Source organism: Metapseudomonas phytobenefica, from assembly GCF_043392685.1.
Lineage (GTDB): Bacteria > Pseudomonadota > Gammaproteobacteria > Pseudomonadales > Pseudomonadaceae > Metapseudomonas.
The window spans coordinates 43,578-59,288 of record NZ_JBHZGM010000021.1; the positions used below are offsets into that span (position 1 = coordinate 43,578).

At 65.8% G+C, this 15,711-nt stretch carries 18 protein-coding genes; 10 read left to right on the forward strand and 8 right to left on the reverse strand.

Annotation, left to right across the window (positions count from 1 at the left end):
- Positions 1-110: 110 nt before the first annotated feature.
- Both choX and betC read right to left on the reverse strand, forming a co-directional pair.
- On the reverse strand, positions 111-1,037 hold the full coding sequence (gene choX / locus ACFW0B_RS17125; protein WP_449150181.1) for a choline ABC transporter substrate-binding protein: 927 nt from the start codon (positions 1,035-1,037) through the stop codon (positions 111-113).
- A gap of 24 nt (positions 1,038-1,061) precedes the next feature.
- Entirely contained in the window at positions 1,062-2,567 is a 1,506-nt protein-coding gene (betC, locus tag ACFW0B_RS17130) for a choline-sulfatase (RefSeq protein ID WP_449150183.1), read from the reverse strand.
- A 111-nt stretch (positions 2,568-2,678) separates the two neighbouring features.
- Here betC and ACFW0B_RS17135 point away from each other — a divergent pair, with 111 nt between their 5' ends.
- Positions 2,679-3,632, forward strand: a complete 954-nt coding sequence (locus ACFW0B_RS17135; RefSeq protein ID WP_449150185.1) for a choline sulfate utilization transcriptional regulator — start codon at positions 2,679-2,681, stop codon at positions 3,630-3,632.
- Positions 3,629-3,997 carry a DOPA 4,5-dioxygenase family protein gene (locus ACFW0B_RS17140; protein ID WP_449150187.1) on the forward strand — a complete coding sequence of 123 codons (369 nt, stop codon included), beginning with the start codon at positions 3,629-3,631 and terminating at the stop codon, positions 3,995-3,997. The genes ACFW0B_RS17135 and ACFW0B_RS17140 overlap by 4 nt, the downstream gene beginning before the upstream one ends.
- 59 nt (positions 3,998-4,056) lie before the next feature.
- On the opposite strand, the gene trpA is transcribed toward ACFW0B_RS17140, so the two are convergent.
- A complete protein-coding gene (gene trpA / locus ACFW0B_RS17145; protein ID WP_449150189.1) occupies positions 4,057-4,866 on the reverse strand; it encodes a tryptophan synthase subunit alpha in 810 nt (269 codons plus the stop codon).
- On the reverse strand, positions 4,863-6,071 hold the full coding sequence (gene trpB, locus ACFW0B_RS17150) for a tryptophan synthase subunit beta (protein WP_449150191.1): 1,209 nt from the start codon (positions 6,069-6,071) through the stop codon (positions 4,863-4,865). Before trpB ends, trpA begins: the two co-directional genes overlap by 4 nt.
- A 138-nt stretch (positions 6,072-6,209) precedes the next feature.
- On the opposite strand from trpB, the gene ACFW0B_RS17155 reads away from it, so the two are divergent.
- The 3 genes from ACFW0B_RS17155 to ACFW0B_RS17165 all read left to right on the forward strand — a co-directional run bounded on the left by ACFW0B_RS17155 (position 6,210) and on the right by ACFW0B_RS17165 (position 8,597).
- Positions 6,210-7,100 (forward strand): LysR family transcriptional regulator, encoded by an 891-nt coding sequence (locus ACFW0B_RS17155; protein WP_449150193.1) that lies wholly within the window; start codon positions 6,210-6,212, stop codon positions 7,098-7,100.
- Positions 7,101-7,159: 59 nt separating this feature from the next.
- On the forward strand, positions 7,160-7,375 hold the full coding sequence (locus ACFW0B_RS17160) for a dodecin (RefSeq protein WP_120653800.1): 216 nt from the start codon (positions 7,160-7,162) through the stop codon (positions 7,373-7,375).
- A 223-nt stretch (positions 7,376-7,598) separates the two neighbouring features.
- On the forward strand, positions 7,599-8,597 hold the full coding sequence (locus tag ACFW0B_RS17165) for an LLM class flavin-dependent oxidoreductase (RefSeq protein WP_449150195.1): 999 nt from the start codon (positions 7,599-7,601) through the stop codon (positions 8,595-8,597).
- A gap of 33 nt (positions 8,598-8,630) precedes the next feature.
- On the opposite strand, the gene ACFW0B_RS17170 is transcribed toward ACFW0B_RS17165, so the two are convergent.
- Both ACFW0B_RS17170 and ACFW0B_RS17175 read right to left on the reverse strand, forming a co-directional pair.
- The gene (locus ACFW0B_RS17170) at positions 8,631-9,056 is read right to left on the reverse strand and encodes a PA0061/PA0062 family lipoprotein (protein WP_449150197.1); all 426 of its coding nucleotides are present in this window, start codon (positions 9,054-9,056) and stop codon (positions 8,631-8,633) included.
- Between the two features lie 54 nt (positions 9,057-9,110).
- Positions 9,111-9,527: a PA0061/PA0062 family lipoprotein gene (locus ACFW0B_RS17175; protein WP_449150199.1), complete on the reverse strand. Its 417-nt coding sequence runs from the start codon at positions 9,525-9,527 to the stop codon at positions 9,111-9,113.
- Between the two features lie 56 nt (positions 9,528-9,583).
- Between ACFW0B_RS17175 and ACFW0B_RS17180 the strand changes: the two genes are divergently transcribed.
- Both ACFW0B_RS17180 and ACFW0B_RS17185 read left to right on the forward strand, forming a co-directional pair.
- A complete protein-coding gene (locus ACFW0B_RS17180; protein WP_449150201.1) occupies positions 9,584-10,660 on the forward strand; it encodes an aminopeptidase in 1,077 nt (358 codons plus the stop codon).
- A 58-nt stretch (positions 10,661-10,718) separates the two neighbouring features.
- Complete coding sequence (locus ACFW0B_RS17185) at positions 10,719-10,952, forward strand: DUF1161 domain-containing protein (RefSeq protein ID WP_449150203.1); 234 nt, start codon at positions 10,719-10,721, stop codon at positions 10,950-10,952.
- 148 nt (positions 10,953-11,100) lie between these two features.
- On the opposite strand, the gene ACFW0B_RS17190 is transcribed toward ACFW0B_RS17185, so the two are convergent.
- Together ACFW0B_RS17190 and ACFW0B_RS17195 are read right to left on the reverse strand one after the other, a co-directional pair.
- Entirely contained in the window at positions 11,101-11,745 is a 645-nt protein-coding gene (locus ACFW0B_RS17190) for an HAD family hydrolase (RefSeq protein ID WP_449150205.1), read from the reverse strand.
- 1 nt (position 11,746) lies between these two features.
- Positions 11,747-12,292, reverse strand: a complete 546-nt coding sequence (locus ACFW0B_RS17195; RefSeq protein WP_449150207.1) for a gamma carbonic anhydrase family protein — start codon at positions 12,290-12,292, stop codon at positions 11,747-11,749.
- Positions 12,293-12,402: 110 nt separating this feature from the next.
- Between ACFW0B_RS17195 and prlC the strand changes: the two genes are divergently transcribed.
- Genes prlC through ACFW0B_RS17210 form a run of 3 tightly spaced genes read left to right on the forward strand, consistent with a single transcriptional unit; the run spans position 12,403 to position 15,518 of the window.
- Complete coding sequence (prlC, locus tag ACFW0B_RS17200; RefSeq protein ID WP_449150209.1) at positions 12,403-14,451, forward strand: oligopeptidase A; 2,049 nt, start codon at positions 12,403-12,405, stop codon at positions 14,449-14,451.
- Positions 14,448-14,714, forward strand: coding sequence for a YheV family putative zinc ribbon protein (locus ACFW0B_RS17205; protein WP_449150211.1), 267 nt, complete (start codon positions 14,448-14,450; stop codon positions 14,712-14,714). Before prlC ends, ACFW0B_RS17205 begins: the two co-directional genes overlap by 4 nt.
- 21 nt (positions 14,715-14,735) lie before the next feature.
- Positions 14,736-15,518, forward strand: coding sequence for a DUF1835 domain-containing protein (locus ACFW0B_RS17210; protein WP_449150213.1), 783 nt, complete (start codon positions 14,736-14,738; stop codon positions 15,516-15,518).
- Positions 15,519-15,711: the final 193 nt, after the last annotated feature.

Consider the following 15,711-nt stretch of genomic DNA (forward strand, 5'->3'; position numbering starts at 1 on the left):
TCATTCGCTAAGGGCTGCGACGCAGCCCCATGGAAATTTGTGGGCAGGCCTACGGCCTGCTTAGCGAATGAATTCGCCCCCACAGGGATGTGTACCCAGAGTGCGAACCGTCAGAGCCTAGCCTGCACCGCCGCCACGGCATCGCCGCCGTCGCGGGTGGTCACGCCTTGCAGCCAGCCCTGGACCACTGCCGGATTGGCCTTGAGCCAGGCCTTCACCGCCGCGTCGTTGTTGGTGTTGCCGTTGAGTACCTGATCCATGATCGAGTTCTCCATGTCCTGGGTGAACTGCAGGTTGGCCAGCAGCTTGCCCACGTTCGGGCATTGCGCGGCGTAACCCTTGCGCGCCAGGGTGTTCACGCTGCCGCTGGCGCCGAAGTACTGCTCGCCGCCCTTGAGGTAGGCCATGTCGTACTGCACGTTCATCGGGTGCGGCGTCCAGCCGAGGAAGACCACGAACTGCTCGCGTTTCACTGCCCGGCCCACCTGCACCAGCATCGCCTGCTCGCTGGACTCCACCAGCTTCCAGTCGCCAAGGCCGAATTCGTCCTTGGCGATCATCTGCCGGATCGACTCGTTGGCCGGCGAGCCGGAGGCAATGCCGTAGAGCTTCCTGTCGAACCTGTCGGCGAAGCGGTCCAGGTCGGCGAAGGTCTTCACGCCCGCGTCGAAGGCGTAGCGCGGCACTGCCAGGGTGTATTCGGTGCCGCTGAGGTTCTGCGCCACCTTGTCGACGCTGCCGGCGGCGACGAACTTGTCGTAGTTGCTCTGTTGCGCCGGCATCCAGTTGCCGAGGAAGGCGTCGATCTGTCCCTTGTGCAGGCCGGCGAAGATGATCGGCACCGCCAGGGTCGGGGTTTCCGTGCGATAACCCAGCCCTTCGAGCAGGACGCGCGCCACGCCGTTGGTCACGGCGATATCGCTCCAGCCCGGATCACCCAGCTTCACCGTCGCGCAACTGGCGTCCTCCGCCTTGACGTTGAACGTCAGGCCGGTCAGCAGCACGCCGCCGGCAAGCACCGCATTGATCGTCTTCATGCCTTGGATCCTCGCAAGAGTGGGTCAGGGTTGGGGAAAGCGCGCGCGGCGTTCCAGGTCGTCCAGGTCGATGTGATTGCGCATGTACTGCTGGCTGGCGTCGACGAAGGGCTGGTGGTCCCAGCTCTTCAGCCTGCCCTGGGCCAGGGCGTCGGCGACGAAGCGGCGCCGCCGCTGGCTGGCCAGGGTGGCCTCGGCGATCTTCGGGATATCCCAGCGGACGCGGGCTTCGTCGAGGAACGCCGCAAGCAGTGCCTGGTGGTCCGCTGAGGCGGCCAGGTTCTCCAGTTCCTGCGGGTCGTTGGCCAGGTCGAAGAGCAGGCAGGGGTCTGCTTCCGAGTAGATGAACTTGTAGGGGCCGCGGCGGATCATCATCAGCGGGCTGGTGGTGCCTTCGGCCATGTATTCACCCAGCACGCCGTCGTGCCCGCCTTCACCCCGCAGGTGTGGCAACAGCGAGCGGCCATCCAGCGGCAGGTTGCGTTCCAGCGAGCCGCCGGCCAGTTCCACCAGGGTGGGCAGCAGGTCGACGGTGGATACCGACTGGCTCACCCGGTGCGCCTGGAAGCGCCCGGGGGCGTGGACCAGCAGCGGCACGCGGGCGGCCATTTCGAACCAGTGCATCTTGTACCAGAGGCCACGCTCGCCAAGCATGTCGCCGTGGTCGCCGGAGAACACGACTATGGTGTCCTGGTCCAGGCGGCAGTCGGCGAGGGTCTTGAGCAGTAGGCCGATCTGGTCGTCGACGTAACTGCAGGCGCCGAAGTAGGCGCGGCGGGCGTCGCGGATCTTCTCGTCCGGCAGCGGTTTGCCCCAGAGGTCGATGACCTTGAGCAGGCGCTGGCTGTGCGGGTCCTGCTCGGCATCGGCGAAGTGCTGGCGCGGCAGGGGAATGTCCACGTCCTCGTAACGATCCCAGTATTCCGCGGCAATGGTGTAGGGATCGTGCGGGTGGGTCAGCGACACGGTCAGGCAGAAGGGCTGGCCGGTGTTCTCGCGTATATGGTCGTAGAGATACTGGCGGGCCTTGAACACCACTTCCTCGTCGAAATCCAGCTGGTTGGTGCGCACGCAGGGTCCGGCCTGCAGCACCGAGGACATGTTGTGGTACCAGCTCGGGCGCACGTCCGGCTCGTCCCAGTTCACCGCCCAGCCATAGTCCGCCGGATAGATGTCGCTGGTCAGGCGCTCCTCGTAGCCGTGCAACTGGTCCGGGCCGCAGAAGTGCATCTTGCCCGACAGCGCCGTGCGGTAGCCGAGGCGGCGCAGGTAATGGGCATAGGTGGGCACGTCGGCGGGAAAGTCGGCGGCGTTGTCGTAGGCCCCGATCTTCGACGGCAGTTGCCCGCTCACCAGAGTGAAGCGCGAGGGCGCGCAGAGCGGGCTGTTGCAGTAGGCCGAATCGAATACCACGCCCTCGGCGGCGAGCCGCGACAGGTTCGGCACCTTGATTGGCGAGGGCGCGTAGAAGGGCAGCAGCGGCGCGGCCATCTGGTCGGCCATGATGAAGAGGATGTTGGGGCGTTTCATCGTTCGCTTATCCATACTGTCGAATTATGCGAAAGTGCTGGGAACGATGATTGCGCCAGCGATCAGCCCGGTAAACCGCATGGCGGAACATGACTCGGATAAGCGTTACTTATGGCAGAACTACAGTCTGAGCTGTCCCTGGACCTGCTGCGGGTGTTCGAGTCCGCCGCCCGTCATCTCAGCTTCACGGCTGCCGCTGTGGAACTGGGTACCACCCAGCCGGCGGTGAGCCAGCAGATCCAGCGCCTGGAGAAGCAACTGGCAACCCGCCTGTTCGACCGCATCTATCGCGGCATCGAACTCACCGACGCCGGCCGGCTGCTGTTCCTCCATGTCCAGGAGGGCCTGCAGGCCATCAGCGCCGGGCTCGAAGCCATCGGCTCGCGGCCGCAGCACGAGGTGCTGCAGGTGGCCACCGATTTTGCCTTCGCCGCCTACTGGCTGATGCCGCGCTTGCACCGCTTCCATGAAGCGAACCCCGAGATCGATGTCAGCATCGTCACCAGCGATCGCACCATGAACATGCTGCGCTCGGAGGTGGATATCGCCATCGCCTTCGGTGACGGTCGTTTCAAGCACGGCGAGGCGCTGCTGCTGTTCCGCGAAGAGGTCTTCCCCATCGCCAGCCCGCGCCTGCTGGCCGGGCGCGACAAGCCATTGCCGGTGACGGCCCTGACGGAACTGCCGCTGCTGCACTTGAAACCCGAAGTGCGCACCCGCTGGTTCGACTGGGACGCGCTGTTCCGCGAACTGGGGATCGCCCAGCCGCCCGGCTCGGGGATGCTGCGTTTCGACAACTACACCCTGCTGATCCAGGCCGCCATCGCCGGCCAGGGCGTGGCCATCGGCTGGCGCTACCTGGTGGACGACCTGCTCGACCAGGGCTTGCTGGTGCCCGTGCTGGAAACCAGCGTCCGTTCGGATTTCGGTTATTACCTGGTGCAGCCGGAGCGCAAGCGCCGTGCGCGGTTGATGAATTGCTTCGTCGACTGGTTGCAGCAGGAGCTGGGCGATGAGGCGCGCCAGGCCCAGCTCATCAAGCATCGGGAAGGAGTCGCCATATGACCCAGACGCCCACGCCGCGCATCAAGGGCTTTCACGCCCACGTCTACTTCGACGCCAGCACCATCGACCAGGCCCGCGCCCTCTGCGAGGAAGCCGCCAGGCGCTTTCCGCTGAAGATGGGGCGCGTCCATGAAAAACCCGTTGGCCCGCATCCGGACTGGAGCTGCCAGCTGGCCTTCAAACCCGATCAGTTCGGTGAAGTGATTCCCTGGCTGGCGTTGCACCGCAACGGTCTGACGGTGCTGGTTCATCCCATCACCGGCAGCGACCTGCGCGACCACCGCGACTACCCCATGTGGATGGGCGCGATGCGGCCGCTGGATCTTTCCTGCCTGGAAGACGGCGAGATCGAGTACGACCTCTGAGTGCGGCTGAGGTGGGCTGAAGCCCACCCGACGAGGGGCTTCAGCTTGGCTCGGTGGCGTCAGGCGCGGGCGCCGCGGACGCCTTCGGCCAGGGTTTTGCAGAGGCCGAGGACGTCGTTCACGGCCTGTTCCGGGGTTGCGGCATTGGCGATCCGGTCCACCAGGGCGGAGCCCACCACCACGCCATCGGCCAGCTTGGCGATGTTGGCGGCGTGTTCGGCGGTGCGGATGCCGAAGCCGATGGCCACCGGCAGCGCGGTGTGGCGACGCAGGCGGGCGACGGCTTCTTGCACGTGTTCCAGGGTGGCGGAGCCGGCACCGGTCACGCCGGCCACGGAGACGTAGTAGACGAAGCCGGAGCTGCCATCGAGCACCACGGGCAGGCGCTGGTCGTCGGTGGTCGGGGTGGTCAGGCGGATGAAGTCCAGCCCGGCGGCCTGGGCCGGGTGGCAGAGGTCTTCGTTGTGCTCCGGCGGCAGGTCGACCACGATCAGGCCGTCGACGCCGGCTTCCTTGGCGTCGCTGATGAAGCGGTCCACGCCGTAGTAGTGGATGGGGTTGAAGTAGCCCATCAGCACCAGCGGAGTGGTCTGGTTGCCGGCTCGGAATTCACGAACCATCTGCAGGGTCCTGGCCAGGTTCTGCTTGCCGGCCAGGGCACGGATGTTGGCCAGTTGGATGGACGGGCCATCGGCCATCGGGTCGGTGAAGGGCATGCCCAGTTCGATGACGTCGGCACCGGCTTCCGGCAGGCCCTTGAGGATGGCCAGGGAGGCGTCGTAGTTCGGGTCGCCGGCGGTGACGAAGGTCACCAGGGCGGCGCGGTTCTGCTGTTTCAGTTCGGCAAAGCGGGTCTGCAGGCGGCTCATGCTTTCTGCTCCTGTTGCATGTGGTGCATAACGGTCTGCATGTCCTTGTCGCCTCGGCCGGAGAGGTTCACCACCATCAGGTGGTCCTTCGGCAGCTTCGGTGCGCGCTTGAACACTTCAGCCAGGGCGTGGGAGCTCTCCAGCGCCGGGATGATGCCTTCCAGGCGGCAGCAGGTGTGGAAGGCTTCCAGGGCTTCGTGGTCGGTGATCGAGGTGTACTCGACGCGGCCGATATCGTGCAGCCAGGCGTGTTCCGGGCCGATGCCGGGGTAGTCCAGGCCGGCGGAGATGGAGTGGGCGTCGATGATCTGGCCGTCTTCGTCCTGCAGCAGGAAGGTGCGGTTGCCGTGCAGCACGCCCGGTACGCCGCCGTTCAGGCTGGCCGCGTGCTTGCCGGTCTCGATGCCGTGGCCGGCGGCTTCCACGCCGACGATCTTCACCGAAGCGTCATCGAGGAACGGGTGGAACAGGCCCATGGCGTTGGAGCCGCCGCCGATGCAGGCGACCAGCGAATCGGGCAGGCGACCTTCCTTCTCGGCCAGCTGCTCGCGGGTTTCCTTGCCGATCACCGCCTGGAAGTCGCGGACCATGGCCGGGTACGGGTGCGGACCGGCGACGGTGCCGATCAGGTAGAAGGTGCTGTCGACGTTGGTCACCCAGTCGCGCAGGGCTTCGTTCATGGCGTCCTTCAGGGTGCCGGTGCCGGCGGTGACCGGGATCACTTCGGCGCCGAGCAGCTTCATGCGGAAGACGTTGGCCTGCTGGCGGTCGATGTCGGTGGTGCCCATGTAGATCACGCACTGCAGGCCGAAGCGGGCGGCCACGGTGGCGGTGGCCACGCCGTGCATGCCGGCGCCGGTCTCGGCGATGATGCGTTTCTTGCCCATGCGCTTGGCCAGGAGGATCTGGCCGATGCAGTTGTTGATCTTGTGCGCGCCGGTGTGGTTCAGCTCTTCGCGCTTGAGGTAGATCTTCGCGCCGCCGAAGTGCTCGGTCAGGCGCTCGGCGAAGTACAGCGGGCTCGGGCGACCGACGTAGTCGCGCTGGAAGTAGGCCAGCTCCTTCTGGAATTCCGGATCGTCCTTGGCCTTTTCATATTCGCGGGCCAGGTCGTGGATCAGCGGCATCAGGGTTTCGGCGACGTATTGCCCGCCGAAGCTGCCGAAGAGGCCCTTGGTATCGGGGCCGGTGCGCAGAGAGGTCATGCTGGACTCCTGTTTCTGCACCCTTCGCGCTTCGGCGAGGGGCTGGGGAAGAGGGTTGATGGCGCCATTCTACCCCTGGCGAGGTGACGGAAAAGCGATTAGATTGCCATTATCTGTCAGAAAAACTCACAAATAACCATGAGCCGCGACCTGCCGCCATTGAATGCCCTTCGCGCCTTCGAGGCCGCCGCCCGACTGCAGAGCATCAGTCGTGCTGCGGAAGAGCTGCACGTCACCCACGGCGCCGTGAGCCGGCAGGTGCGGATGCTCGAGGAAGAGCTGGGCATCGCCCTGTTCAGCAAGGATGGTCGCGGCGTAAAACTCACGGATGCCGGCCAGCGTCTGCGCGATGCCGCCGGTGATGCCTTCGAGCGTCTGCGCAGCGCCTACGCCGACCTGCAGAAACGCAGCGAGGAGGCGCCCTTTGTCCTCGGCTGCCCGGGCAGCCTGCTGGCGCGCTGGTTCATTCCACGCCTGGACCGGCTCAACCGTGAACTTCCCGAACTGCGTCTGCAGCTCTCGGCCAGCGAGGGCGAGCTGGACCCGCGCCGTCCTGGCGTGGATGCCACCCTGTGTTTCGCCGAGCCGCCCTGGCCCGCGGACATGCGGGTGTTCGAGCTGGCCGCCGAATCCATCGGCCCGGTGCTGAGCCCGCGCTATGTCCACTACGACGCGCTGGCCAGCGCCGCCCCTGCCGCGTTGCTGGATGAGGCTGTGCTGCACACGGTGTCGCGGCCCCAGGCGTGGCCGCAGTGGGCCGCTGCCCAGGGGCTGGACCCGGCCCGCCTGCGCCTGGGCCAGGGCTTCGAGCATCTCTACTACCTGCTGGAGGCGGCTGTGGCCGGACTGGGCGTGGCCATCGCCCCGCAGCAGCTGGTCGCCGACGAACTCGCCTCCGGCCGCCTGGTGGCGCCTTGGGGCTTCGTCGAAACCCCGGCGCGCCTGGCGCTCTGGGTGCAGGCGCGGCAGCTGGACCGTCGCGCCGAACGCCTGGCCGACTGGTTGCGCAAGGAGTTGGCGGGCCGATAGCGGCATTCTTGGCTAGCCTTGCTGGGGAACCCACTCGTGCCCGGCACAGGAGATACACCATGTCTGATCACCGCACCTACAAGAAGATCGAGATAGTCGGCTCCTCACGCACCAGCATCGACGACGCGATCACCAATGCCATCGGCGAAGCGTCGAGGACGATCCGCAACATGGACTGGTTCGAAGTCGTGGACACCCGTGGACATATCGAAAACGGCAAGGTGGCGCACTTCCAGGTGACCCTGAAGATCGGCTTCCGCATCAGCGACAGCTGAGGCGTCGCCCGATCCCACGCGGGAGAGCGAGGTGACGCCGGCTCTCCCGCTCCTGAATTCGGCCAGGCCTGGCCGTTCGCTCCCGGCTGGCCCAATCCTTACCTTCTGGTGCCCTGGTTACCGAAAAGTGCCTTCTGGCGGCCTTGGGCGCCAATCCCTAGAGTAAGACCTACTGATTCACTCGGATAAGGCTCCACGCCTTTCCCCTGCCAAGGTCTTGCTTATGTCTGTCCTCTCCAAGCTGCCCCTTTCCGTCCTCGATCTGGCCCCCGTGCGCGACCACGGCGGCGCCACCCAGGCCCTGCACAATTCCCTGGAGCTGGCGCGCCACGTCGAAAACCTGGATTTCTCGCGCTTCTGGGTGGCCGAGCACCACAACATGGAAGGCATCGCCAGTTCCGCGACCGCCGTGCTGCTCGCCTACCTGGCCGGTGGTACGTCGCGCATCCGCCTGGGTTCCGGGGGCATCATGCTGCCCAACCATGCGCCACTGGTGGTTGCCGAACAGTTCGGCACCCTCGCCAGCCTCTATCCGGGCCGCATCGAGTTGGGCCTTGGTCGCGCGCCGGGGGCTGACCACCTCACCGCCCGAGCCCTGCGCCGCGACCGCCTGGGCAGCGCCGACGACTTCCCCCAGGACGTCGAAGAACTGCAGATGCTCCTCGGCCCGCGCCAGCCGGAGCAGAAGGTGATCGCCATGCCGGGCGTGGACACCAATGTGCCCATCTGGCTGCTCGGCTCCAGCCTGTTCAGTGCCCAGCTGGCCGGGCAGAAAGGCCTACCGTACGCCTTCGCCTCGCACTTCGCGCCGCGCTACATGCATGAGGCGATTCGCGTCTACCGCAATCACTTCCGCCCCTCGGCGGTGCTGGATAAACCCTATGTGATGCTGGGTGTGCCGCTGGTGGCGGCGCCCACCGACGAAGAGGCGGAATTCCTCGCCACCACGGTGTACCAGCGGGTCCTGGCGCTGATTCGCGGCGAAAGCCTGGTATTGCGCCCGCCGGTGGAAAGCATGGCGGGTCGCTGGCTGCCCCATGAGAAGGAGGCGGTGGGGAGTTTCCTGGCCATGGCCATGGTGGGCGGTCCGGAGAAGATCCGTGCGCGCCTGCAGGTGCTGCTGGAGCAGACCGATGCCGACGAGCTGATCTTCACCTGCGACCTCTACCAGCACGAGCACCGGCTCAGGGCATTCGACATCCTCGCCAGCCTGCGCGACTGAAACCTGCTGGCGGCCAGGGTAGCCGCGTTCAATTCAGAAGGGGCCGCAGCGCGGGAAGATCTCCTGGCGCGCCAGCACGTTGCGCTGGTCGTCGTAGAGCCAGGCCCTGGGCTGGTTAGCGGCGTTCCGTGCTTCCACGCGGTAGCGCTTGCCGGCCTCGAAGTTGTCGTAGTGCAGCTCCATGTAGCAGGTGATGATGGTGGGCTCGGCGTTCATGCCCAAGCCGCCACCGCCGCCACCGGCCTCGAACTGGTAGCGCAGCTCCAGCTCATGCCTGCCGGGCATTACCTGGTAGTAGCGGCCGTCGCCCCAGCGCTTGTCGTCGAGGCGGTTGGCCATGAGGGTGTCGCTGGGCTCGGGGGAGATGTCGATCCACGCCATCCGCGGATCGGGTTCGGGCAGCTTGCTGGCGCAGGCGGAGAGGCTGGCCAGCAGCGTCAGGGCCAACAGCGTGCGCATGGAAGAAACTCCTGATGGGTATGGTGCGTTCAGCATACGCCCATGCCGGAGAGTTCAGACATCACCGCAGCGACTTTCCCGTGCCTTGGCGACTTCCTGGTTGCGTTCGTCATACAGCCGCGCCCAGGGGCGGAAACCGATACCACCTGCATGCAGCAGATAGCGTTCGCCTGCCGCGAAGTCGGTAAAGGCCAGCTTGAGCAGGCAGGTGCGCCGATAACTCTCACTACCCTGGCCGATGTCGTGGCCGCCCACGTCGAACTCCAGGCGCACCTCCAGTTCGTGCCGGCCCGGCGTGACCTGGAAGTAGCGCGGGTCGGAGAGTGCCTTGTCATCCACCCGGCTGGCCTGGATGCTCTGGCCTTCCTGCTTGTGCAGGGCGATCCAGGCCTGGTTCGGGTCGGGGCTGGGCAGCATCAGGGCGCAACCGCCAAGGCTGAGAAGCGGCAGAAAAAGCAGCAGAGGGCGCATGGAAGGCTCCAACAGGCCAGTAGTGGTGGATGGCTCCGATGCGCTAGTGTCGCGGCATGCTGACCACCCTTCTTATCGAACTGCTTGACCGCATCCGCAGGCCCTGGGTTCCCCTGCTGGGCGCCGCGCTGCTGAGCGGTTGCTCCAGCCTGGATTACTACGGCCAGTTGGCACGTGGGCAGCTCGCCCTGCTGCACGCCCGCCAGCCGGTGCAAGCGCTGATCGACGATCCCGCGCAACCGCAAGTGCTGCGTCAGCGCCTGGCACTCACCCAGCAGGCGCGGACCTTCGCCAGTGATTCGCTGGGGCTTCCGGACAATGGCAGCTACCGCGTCTATGCCGATATCCAGCGGCCCTACGTGGTGTGGAACCTGTTCGCCACGCCGGAGTTCTCCCTGCAGCCGCAAACCCACTGCTTTCCCATTGCAGGTTGTGTCGCCTATCGCGGCTACTACCAGTTGGGTCGTGCCAGGGGCGCCGCCGCCTTGCTCCGGCAGCAAGGGTTGGAGACCTGGGTCGGCGGCGTCGAGGCCTATTCCACCCTGGGCTGGTTCGACGACCCGCTGCTCAACACCATGCTGCGCTGGAATGACGACCGCCTTGCGGCGCTGATCTTCCACGAACTGGCCCACCAGCAGCTCTATGTGCCGGGGGATACGGCGTTCAACGAGTCCTTCGCCAGCTTCGTCGAGCGTGAAGGCCTGAGCCAGTGGCGCGCCAGCCGTGGTCTTGCTACCCGGGGCGATGAGGATGCCCGGCGCCGGGACGCCCTGACCCGCCTGGTGCTGGACGCCCGCGAACGCCTGCAACGCCTTTACGCCAGCGGCTTTCCGCCCGAGCGCATGCGCCAGGCCAAGGCCGAGGAATTCGAGCGCCTGCGCCGCGATTATCGCGTCATGCGCGACCGCGATTGGGGCGGCTACAACCGCTTCGATGCCTGGATGGAAGGGCCGATGAACAACGCCAAGCTGCTGCCCTTCGGGCTCTATGACCAGTGGATACCGGCTTTCGCCGCGCTGTTCCGCGAGGCGGGTGGGAACTGGCAAGCCTTCTACCGGCGCGCTGCAGAGCTGGGGGAGATGCCTCAGCAGGAACGCACACGAGCACTGGAAAGCCTGGCGGCGAACCGCTAGAACTTGCCTGGCTGGCTGTCAGTCCAACGGCCAGGACAACAAGGAAATGGAGTCGGCGATGAGAAGAATGGCTGTAGTCCTGATGCTGGGCGTGTTGGCGGGCACCGCCGTGGCGGCACCCAAGCCCTGCGAGGAGCTGAAGCAGGAAATCGAAGTGAAGATCCAGGCCGCCGGGGTCACCAGCTACACCCTGGAGATAGTCCCCAACGCCGAAGTGAAGGACCAGAGCATGGTGGTCGGCTCCTGCGAGAACGGCACCAAAAAGATCATCTACCAGCGCAATGGGGATTGATTCGTCACGGGGGACCGCCTTGTAGAAGCGAATTCATTCGCGAAAGGCCGTGTTGCGGCCCCTCCTTGAAATCTGCCTGGGCAGGTCTTCGATCTGCATCGCGATTGAAATCGCTTCCACAAAATGCGGCCTCTCGTCGTCGGCCTTTTCACCCAAACGCCCGTCTCAGCTCTTCCAGGCTGGCGAAGTAGTAGGCCGGCGCTTCGCCCATCAATTCCTCGCGGCTGCCGAAGCCGTAACCCACGCCCGCCCCGTGCACGCCATTGCGGCTCGCGCCGATCAGGTCGTGCTTGCGGTCGCCGATCATCAGGGTATCGGCAGGGTCCAGGCGCTCCTCTTCCAGCAGGTGGGCGATCAGCTCCACCTTGTTGGTGCGGGTACCGTCCAGTTCGCTACCGTAGATGTGCTTGAAGTGCCGGTCGAAGCCGAAGTGCCGGGCGATTTCGCGGGCGAAGACCGTCGGCTTGCTGGTGGCGATGAACAGGGTGCGGCCCTGTTCGCGCAGGCGTTCGAGCAAGGCATCGATACCGTCGAACACGCGGTTCTCATAGAGCCCGGTGACCTTGAAGCGGTCGCGGTAGTGGTTCACCGCTTCCCAGGCGCGTTCCTCGGGGAGGTCGTAGGTCTGCATGAAGCACTGCAGCAGCGGCGGGCCGATGAAGTGCTCCAGCTTCGCCAGGTCCGGCTCGTGGATGTCCAGTTTGCCCAGCGCGTACTGCACCGAGCGGGTGATGCCCTCGCGTGGGTCGGTAAGGGTGCCGTCGAGGTCGAAGAGTATGTTGCGGTAATCCAACTCAGCCCCCGTAGCCTTCGGCGATGTGAAGGTCCTTCAGTTTCACGTAGTTGGCCGCGCTGTAGGTGAAGAAGGCCTTTTCCTTGTCGCTCAGCGGGCGGGCCTGTTTCACCGGGCTGCCGACGTAGAGGTAGCCGCTTTCCAGGCGCTTGCCCGGCGGCACCAGGCTGCCGGCGCCGAGCACCACGTCGTCATCGATCACCGCGCCGTCCATGACGATGCTGCCCATGCCGATCAGCACCCGGCTGCCGACCTTGCAGCCGTGCAGCAGCGCCTTGTGGCCGATGGTCACGTCGTCACCGATTTCCAGCGGATAGCCGTCGGGGTTGAAGGGACCGGCGTGGGTGATGTGCAGCACGCTGCCGTCCTGCACGCTGGTGCGCGCGCCAATGCGGATGCGGTGCATGTCGCCACGGATGGTCACCAGCGGCCAGACCGAGCTGTCGTCGCCCAGCTGCACGTCGCCGATGACCACGGCGGAGGCATCGACGAAGACCCGTTCGCCGAGCTGGGGGCGGATGCCCTGGTAGGTTCTGATCGGGTTCATAGAGATTCCTGAGGCTGCGTCAGCCGGCGATTGTAATTAAGATGGCTGCCATTCGGGCTGTGTCTCGTCTCCTCGTGCAGCCCGCCCTTCCTCGAATACAGGTGAATGCCGTGACCCTGAGCAATCCCCTCCTGCAAGACTTCGACCTGCCGCCCTACTCCGCCATTCGTCCGGAACATGTCGAACCGGCCGTCGACCAGATTCTCGCCGACAACCGCGCCGCCATCGCCGAACTGCTTGAACGCCAGGATGGCACCCCCACCTGGCGGGGGCTGGTGCTGGCGCTGGACGAACTGGGCGAGCGCCTGGGTCGGGCCTGGAGCCCGGTGAGCCACCTGAATGCCGTGTGCAACAACCCCGAGTTGCGCAATGCCTACGAGGCGTGCCTGCCCAAACTGTCCGAATACTGGACGGAAATGGGCCAGAACCGTGCGCTGTTCCAGGCCTACGAGGCACTGGCCGGCGGTCCCGAAGCTGCCGGTTTCGACGTGGCGCAGAAGACCATCCTCGACCACGCACTGCGCGACTTCCGCCTGTCCGGCATCGACCTGCCGGCCGACAAGCAGCAGCGTTACGGCGAAATCCAGATGAAGCTGTCGGAACTCGGCAGCCGCTTCTCCAACCAGCTGCTGGACGCCACCCAGGCCTGGACCAAGCAGGTCCACGACGAAGCAGCCCTGGCCGGCCTCACCGATTCGGCCAAGGCACAGATGAAACAGGCCGCCGAGGCCAAGGGCCTGGACGGCTGGCTGATCACCCTGGAATTCCCCAGCTACTACGCGGTGATGACCTACGCCGACGACCGCGCTTTGCGCCAGGAGGTCTACACCGCCTACAGCACCCGCGCCTCCGACCAGGGGCCGAATGCCGGGCAGAACGACAATGGCCCGGTGATGGCCGAAATCCTTGACCTGCGCCAGGAACTGGCCCGGCTGCTGGGCTTCGAGCACTTCGCCGACCTCTCCCTTGCCACCAAGATGGCCGAGTCCACCCCGCAGGTGCTGGGCTTCCTCCGCGATCTCGCCAAGCGCAGCAAGCCATTCGCCGCCAAGGACCTGGAAGAGCTCAAGGCCTTCGCCGCCGAGCGCGGCGTGAGCGACCTGCAGAGCTGGGACGTGGGCTACTTCAGCGAGAAGCTGCGCGAGCAGCGCTACAGCATTTCCCAGGAAGCCCTGCGCGCCTACTTCCCCGTCGACAAGGTGCTGTCCGGCCTGTTCACCATCGTGCAGAAGCTCTACGGCATCGAAATCCGCGAGCTGTCCGGCTTCGATACCTGGCACCCGGACGTGCGCCTGTTCGAGATCAGCGAGAACGGCCAGCACGTCGGCCGCTTCTTCTTCGATCTCTATGCCCGTGCCAACAAACGCGGCGGCGCCTGGATGGACGGCGCCCGCGACAAGCGCCGCAATGCCGGTGGCGAACTGGTGAGCCCGGTGGCCAACCTGGTCTGCAACTTCACGCCGGCTGTGGGCGACAAACCGGCCCTGCTGACCCATGACGAAGTCACCACCCTCTTCCACGAGTTCGGCCACGGCCTGCACCACCTGCTGACCCGCGTCGAGCATGCCGGTGCATCCGGCATCAATGGCGTGGCCTGGGACGCGGTGGAGCTGCCCAGCCAGTTCATGGAGAACTGGTGCTGGGAACCGGAAGGCCTGGCGCTGATCTCCGGCCACTACCAGACTGGCGAGCCGCTGCCCCAGGACCTGCTGGACAAGATGCTGGCGGCGAAGAACTTCCAGTCCGGCCTGATGATGGTGCGCCAGCTGGAGTTCTCCCTGTTCGACTTCGAACTGCATGCCACCCACGGCGACGGCCGCAGTGTCCTCGACGTGCTGGAGGCGGTCCGCTCCGAAGTCGCGGTGATGCGTCCGCCGGCGTTCAACCGCTTCGCCAACAGCTTCGCGCACATCTTCGCCGGCGGTTACGCAGCCGGTTACTACAGCTACAAGTGGGCGGAAGTGCTGTCTGCCGATGCCTTCTCCCGCTTCGAGGAAGAGGGTGTGCTCAATCCGGCCACCGGCCGCGCATTCCGCGAGGCCATCCTGGCCCGTGGCGGTTCCCAGGAGCCCATGGTGCTGTTCGTCGACTTCCGTGGTCGCGAGCCCTCCATCGACGCCCTGTTGCGCCACAGCGGCCTGACGGAGGACGCAGCATGACTGCCACACCGAAACGCTTCATCGCCGGCGCCGTGTGCCCGGCATGCAGCGAGATGGACAAGATCCAGATGTGGGAAGAGGACGGTGTGCCGCACCGCCAGTGCGTGGCCTGCGGCTACGCCGACACCCTGAATGCCCAGGGCCAGTCGGTGCCGAAGGAACTGGGCACCCGGGTCAACCAGGTGAAGCCGAAGGTGGCCGATCCCAAGGTGCAGTCGGTGCAGTTCTTCCCCAATCCCAAGCTGAAGAAGCCCAGCGAGTAAGCACGAGGCCAAGGCGGGCGCATGTGGCACCTGGTTTGTGGTGATGTGGCGGCGCAAGGCGTAACCCGCGTCATCGGCGAGGACGTCGCCGCCCGCGCGTTGCGTGTGCTGCGTGACGACCTGGCGGTTGGGCCGCTGGTGGATGTCGAGACGCCGCCCTGCTCGGTCCGTGCGCAGTTCTGGCTGGATGTCTGGCCCGGTGCGGTGACGCCGCGGCCGGATTTCGCCACGGACCTCTGTGCCGATGCCGATTGGCTCGCCGCGCTGAAACGGCAGGATCGACCGGTCACCGTCTGGCATGGCGACAGCTGTTCCGAACAACTTCTGCTGGCCCGTGTCGCGGCCGCCCTGGAAGGCAGCGACCTGCCGTTCCGGGAGGTGCCTTGCGGCACCGGCGACAGCCGCGTCGGGAGGCGCCGCGCGGTAGGCATGATCGCCCCCGCCGAAATGGGCGCGTATTTCCTGCCGAAGCCGGTCGATGCCGGGCGCAAGGCGTTGCTCGCCAGCCAGTGGCGCGCCGCCGTGGCCGGCAATGCCGATATCCGCCGCTGGCAAAAGGGCGATTTCCAGGGTGAGGACCATCGTCAGATAGACGCCATCCTCCTCGGCGCCTGCACACCGGACTGGCGGCCACTGGCGCGGGTGATGGCGGAGTTGATGGGGCGGAGCGACGGCTTCTTTGTCACGGACTTCTTCGCCTACTGGCGCGCCCGCGAGCTGGCCGCACAGGGGCATCTCGAACTGGGCGGGTCCCCTGGCCAGCATGGCTACGGTGGGCTGACTGTTCGCCTCTCCGGACGATAGTTCATTGCATGTCAATCAGTTCCGTAGGTTGGTCCGAGGAACGAGGCCCAACGCTGCTCAGCCAGGCCGCCGCGTTGGGTTTCGCAAGCTCGCGGAGCGCCGTCCTTGTAGAAGGGCGAATTCATTCGCCAGGCAGACCGCAGGTCTGCAATTGCGAACGCCCAGCTAGCCGGAACCTCCCTCTCCCCCAGCC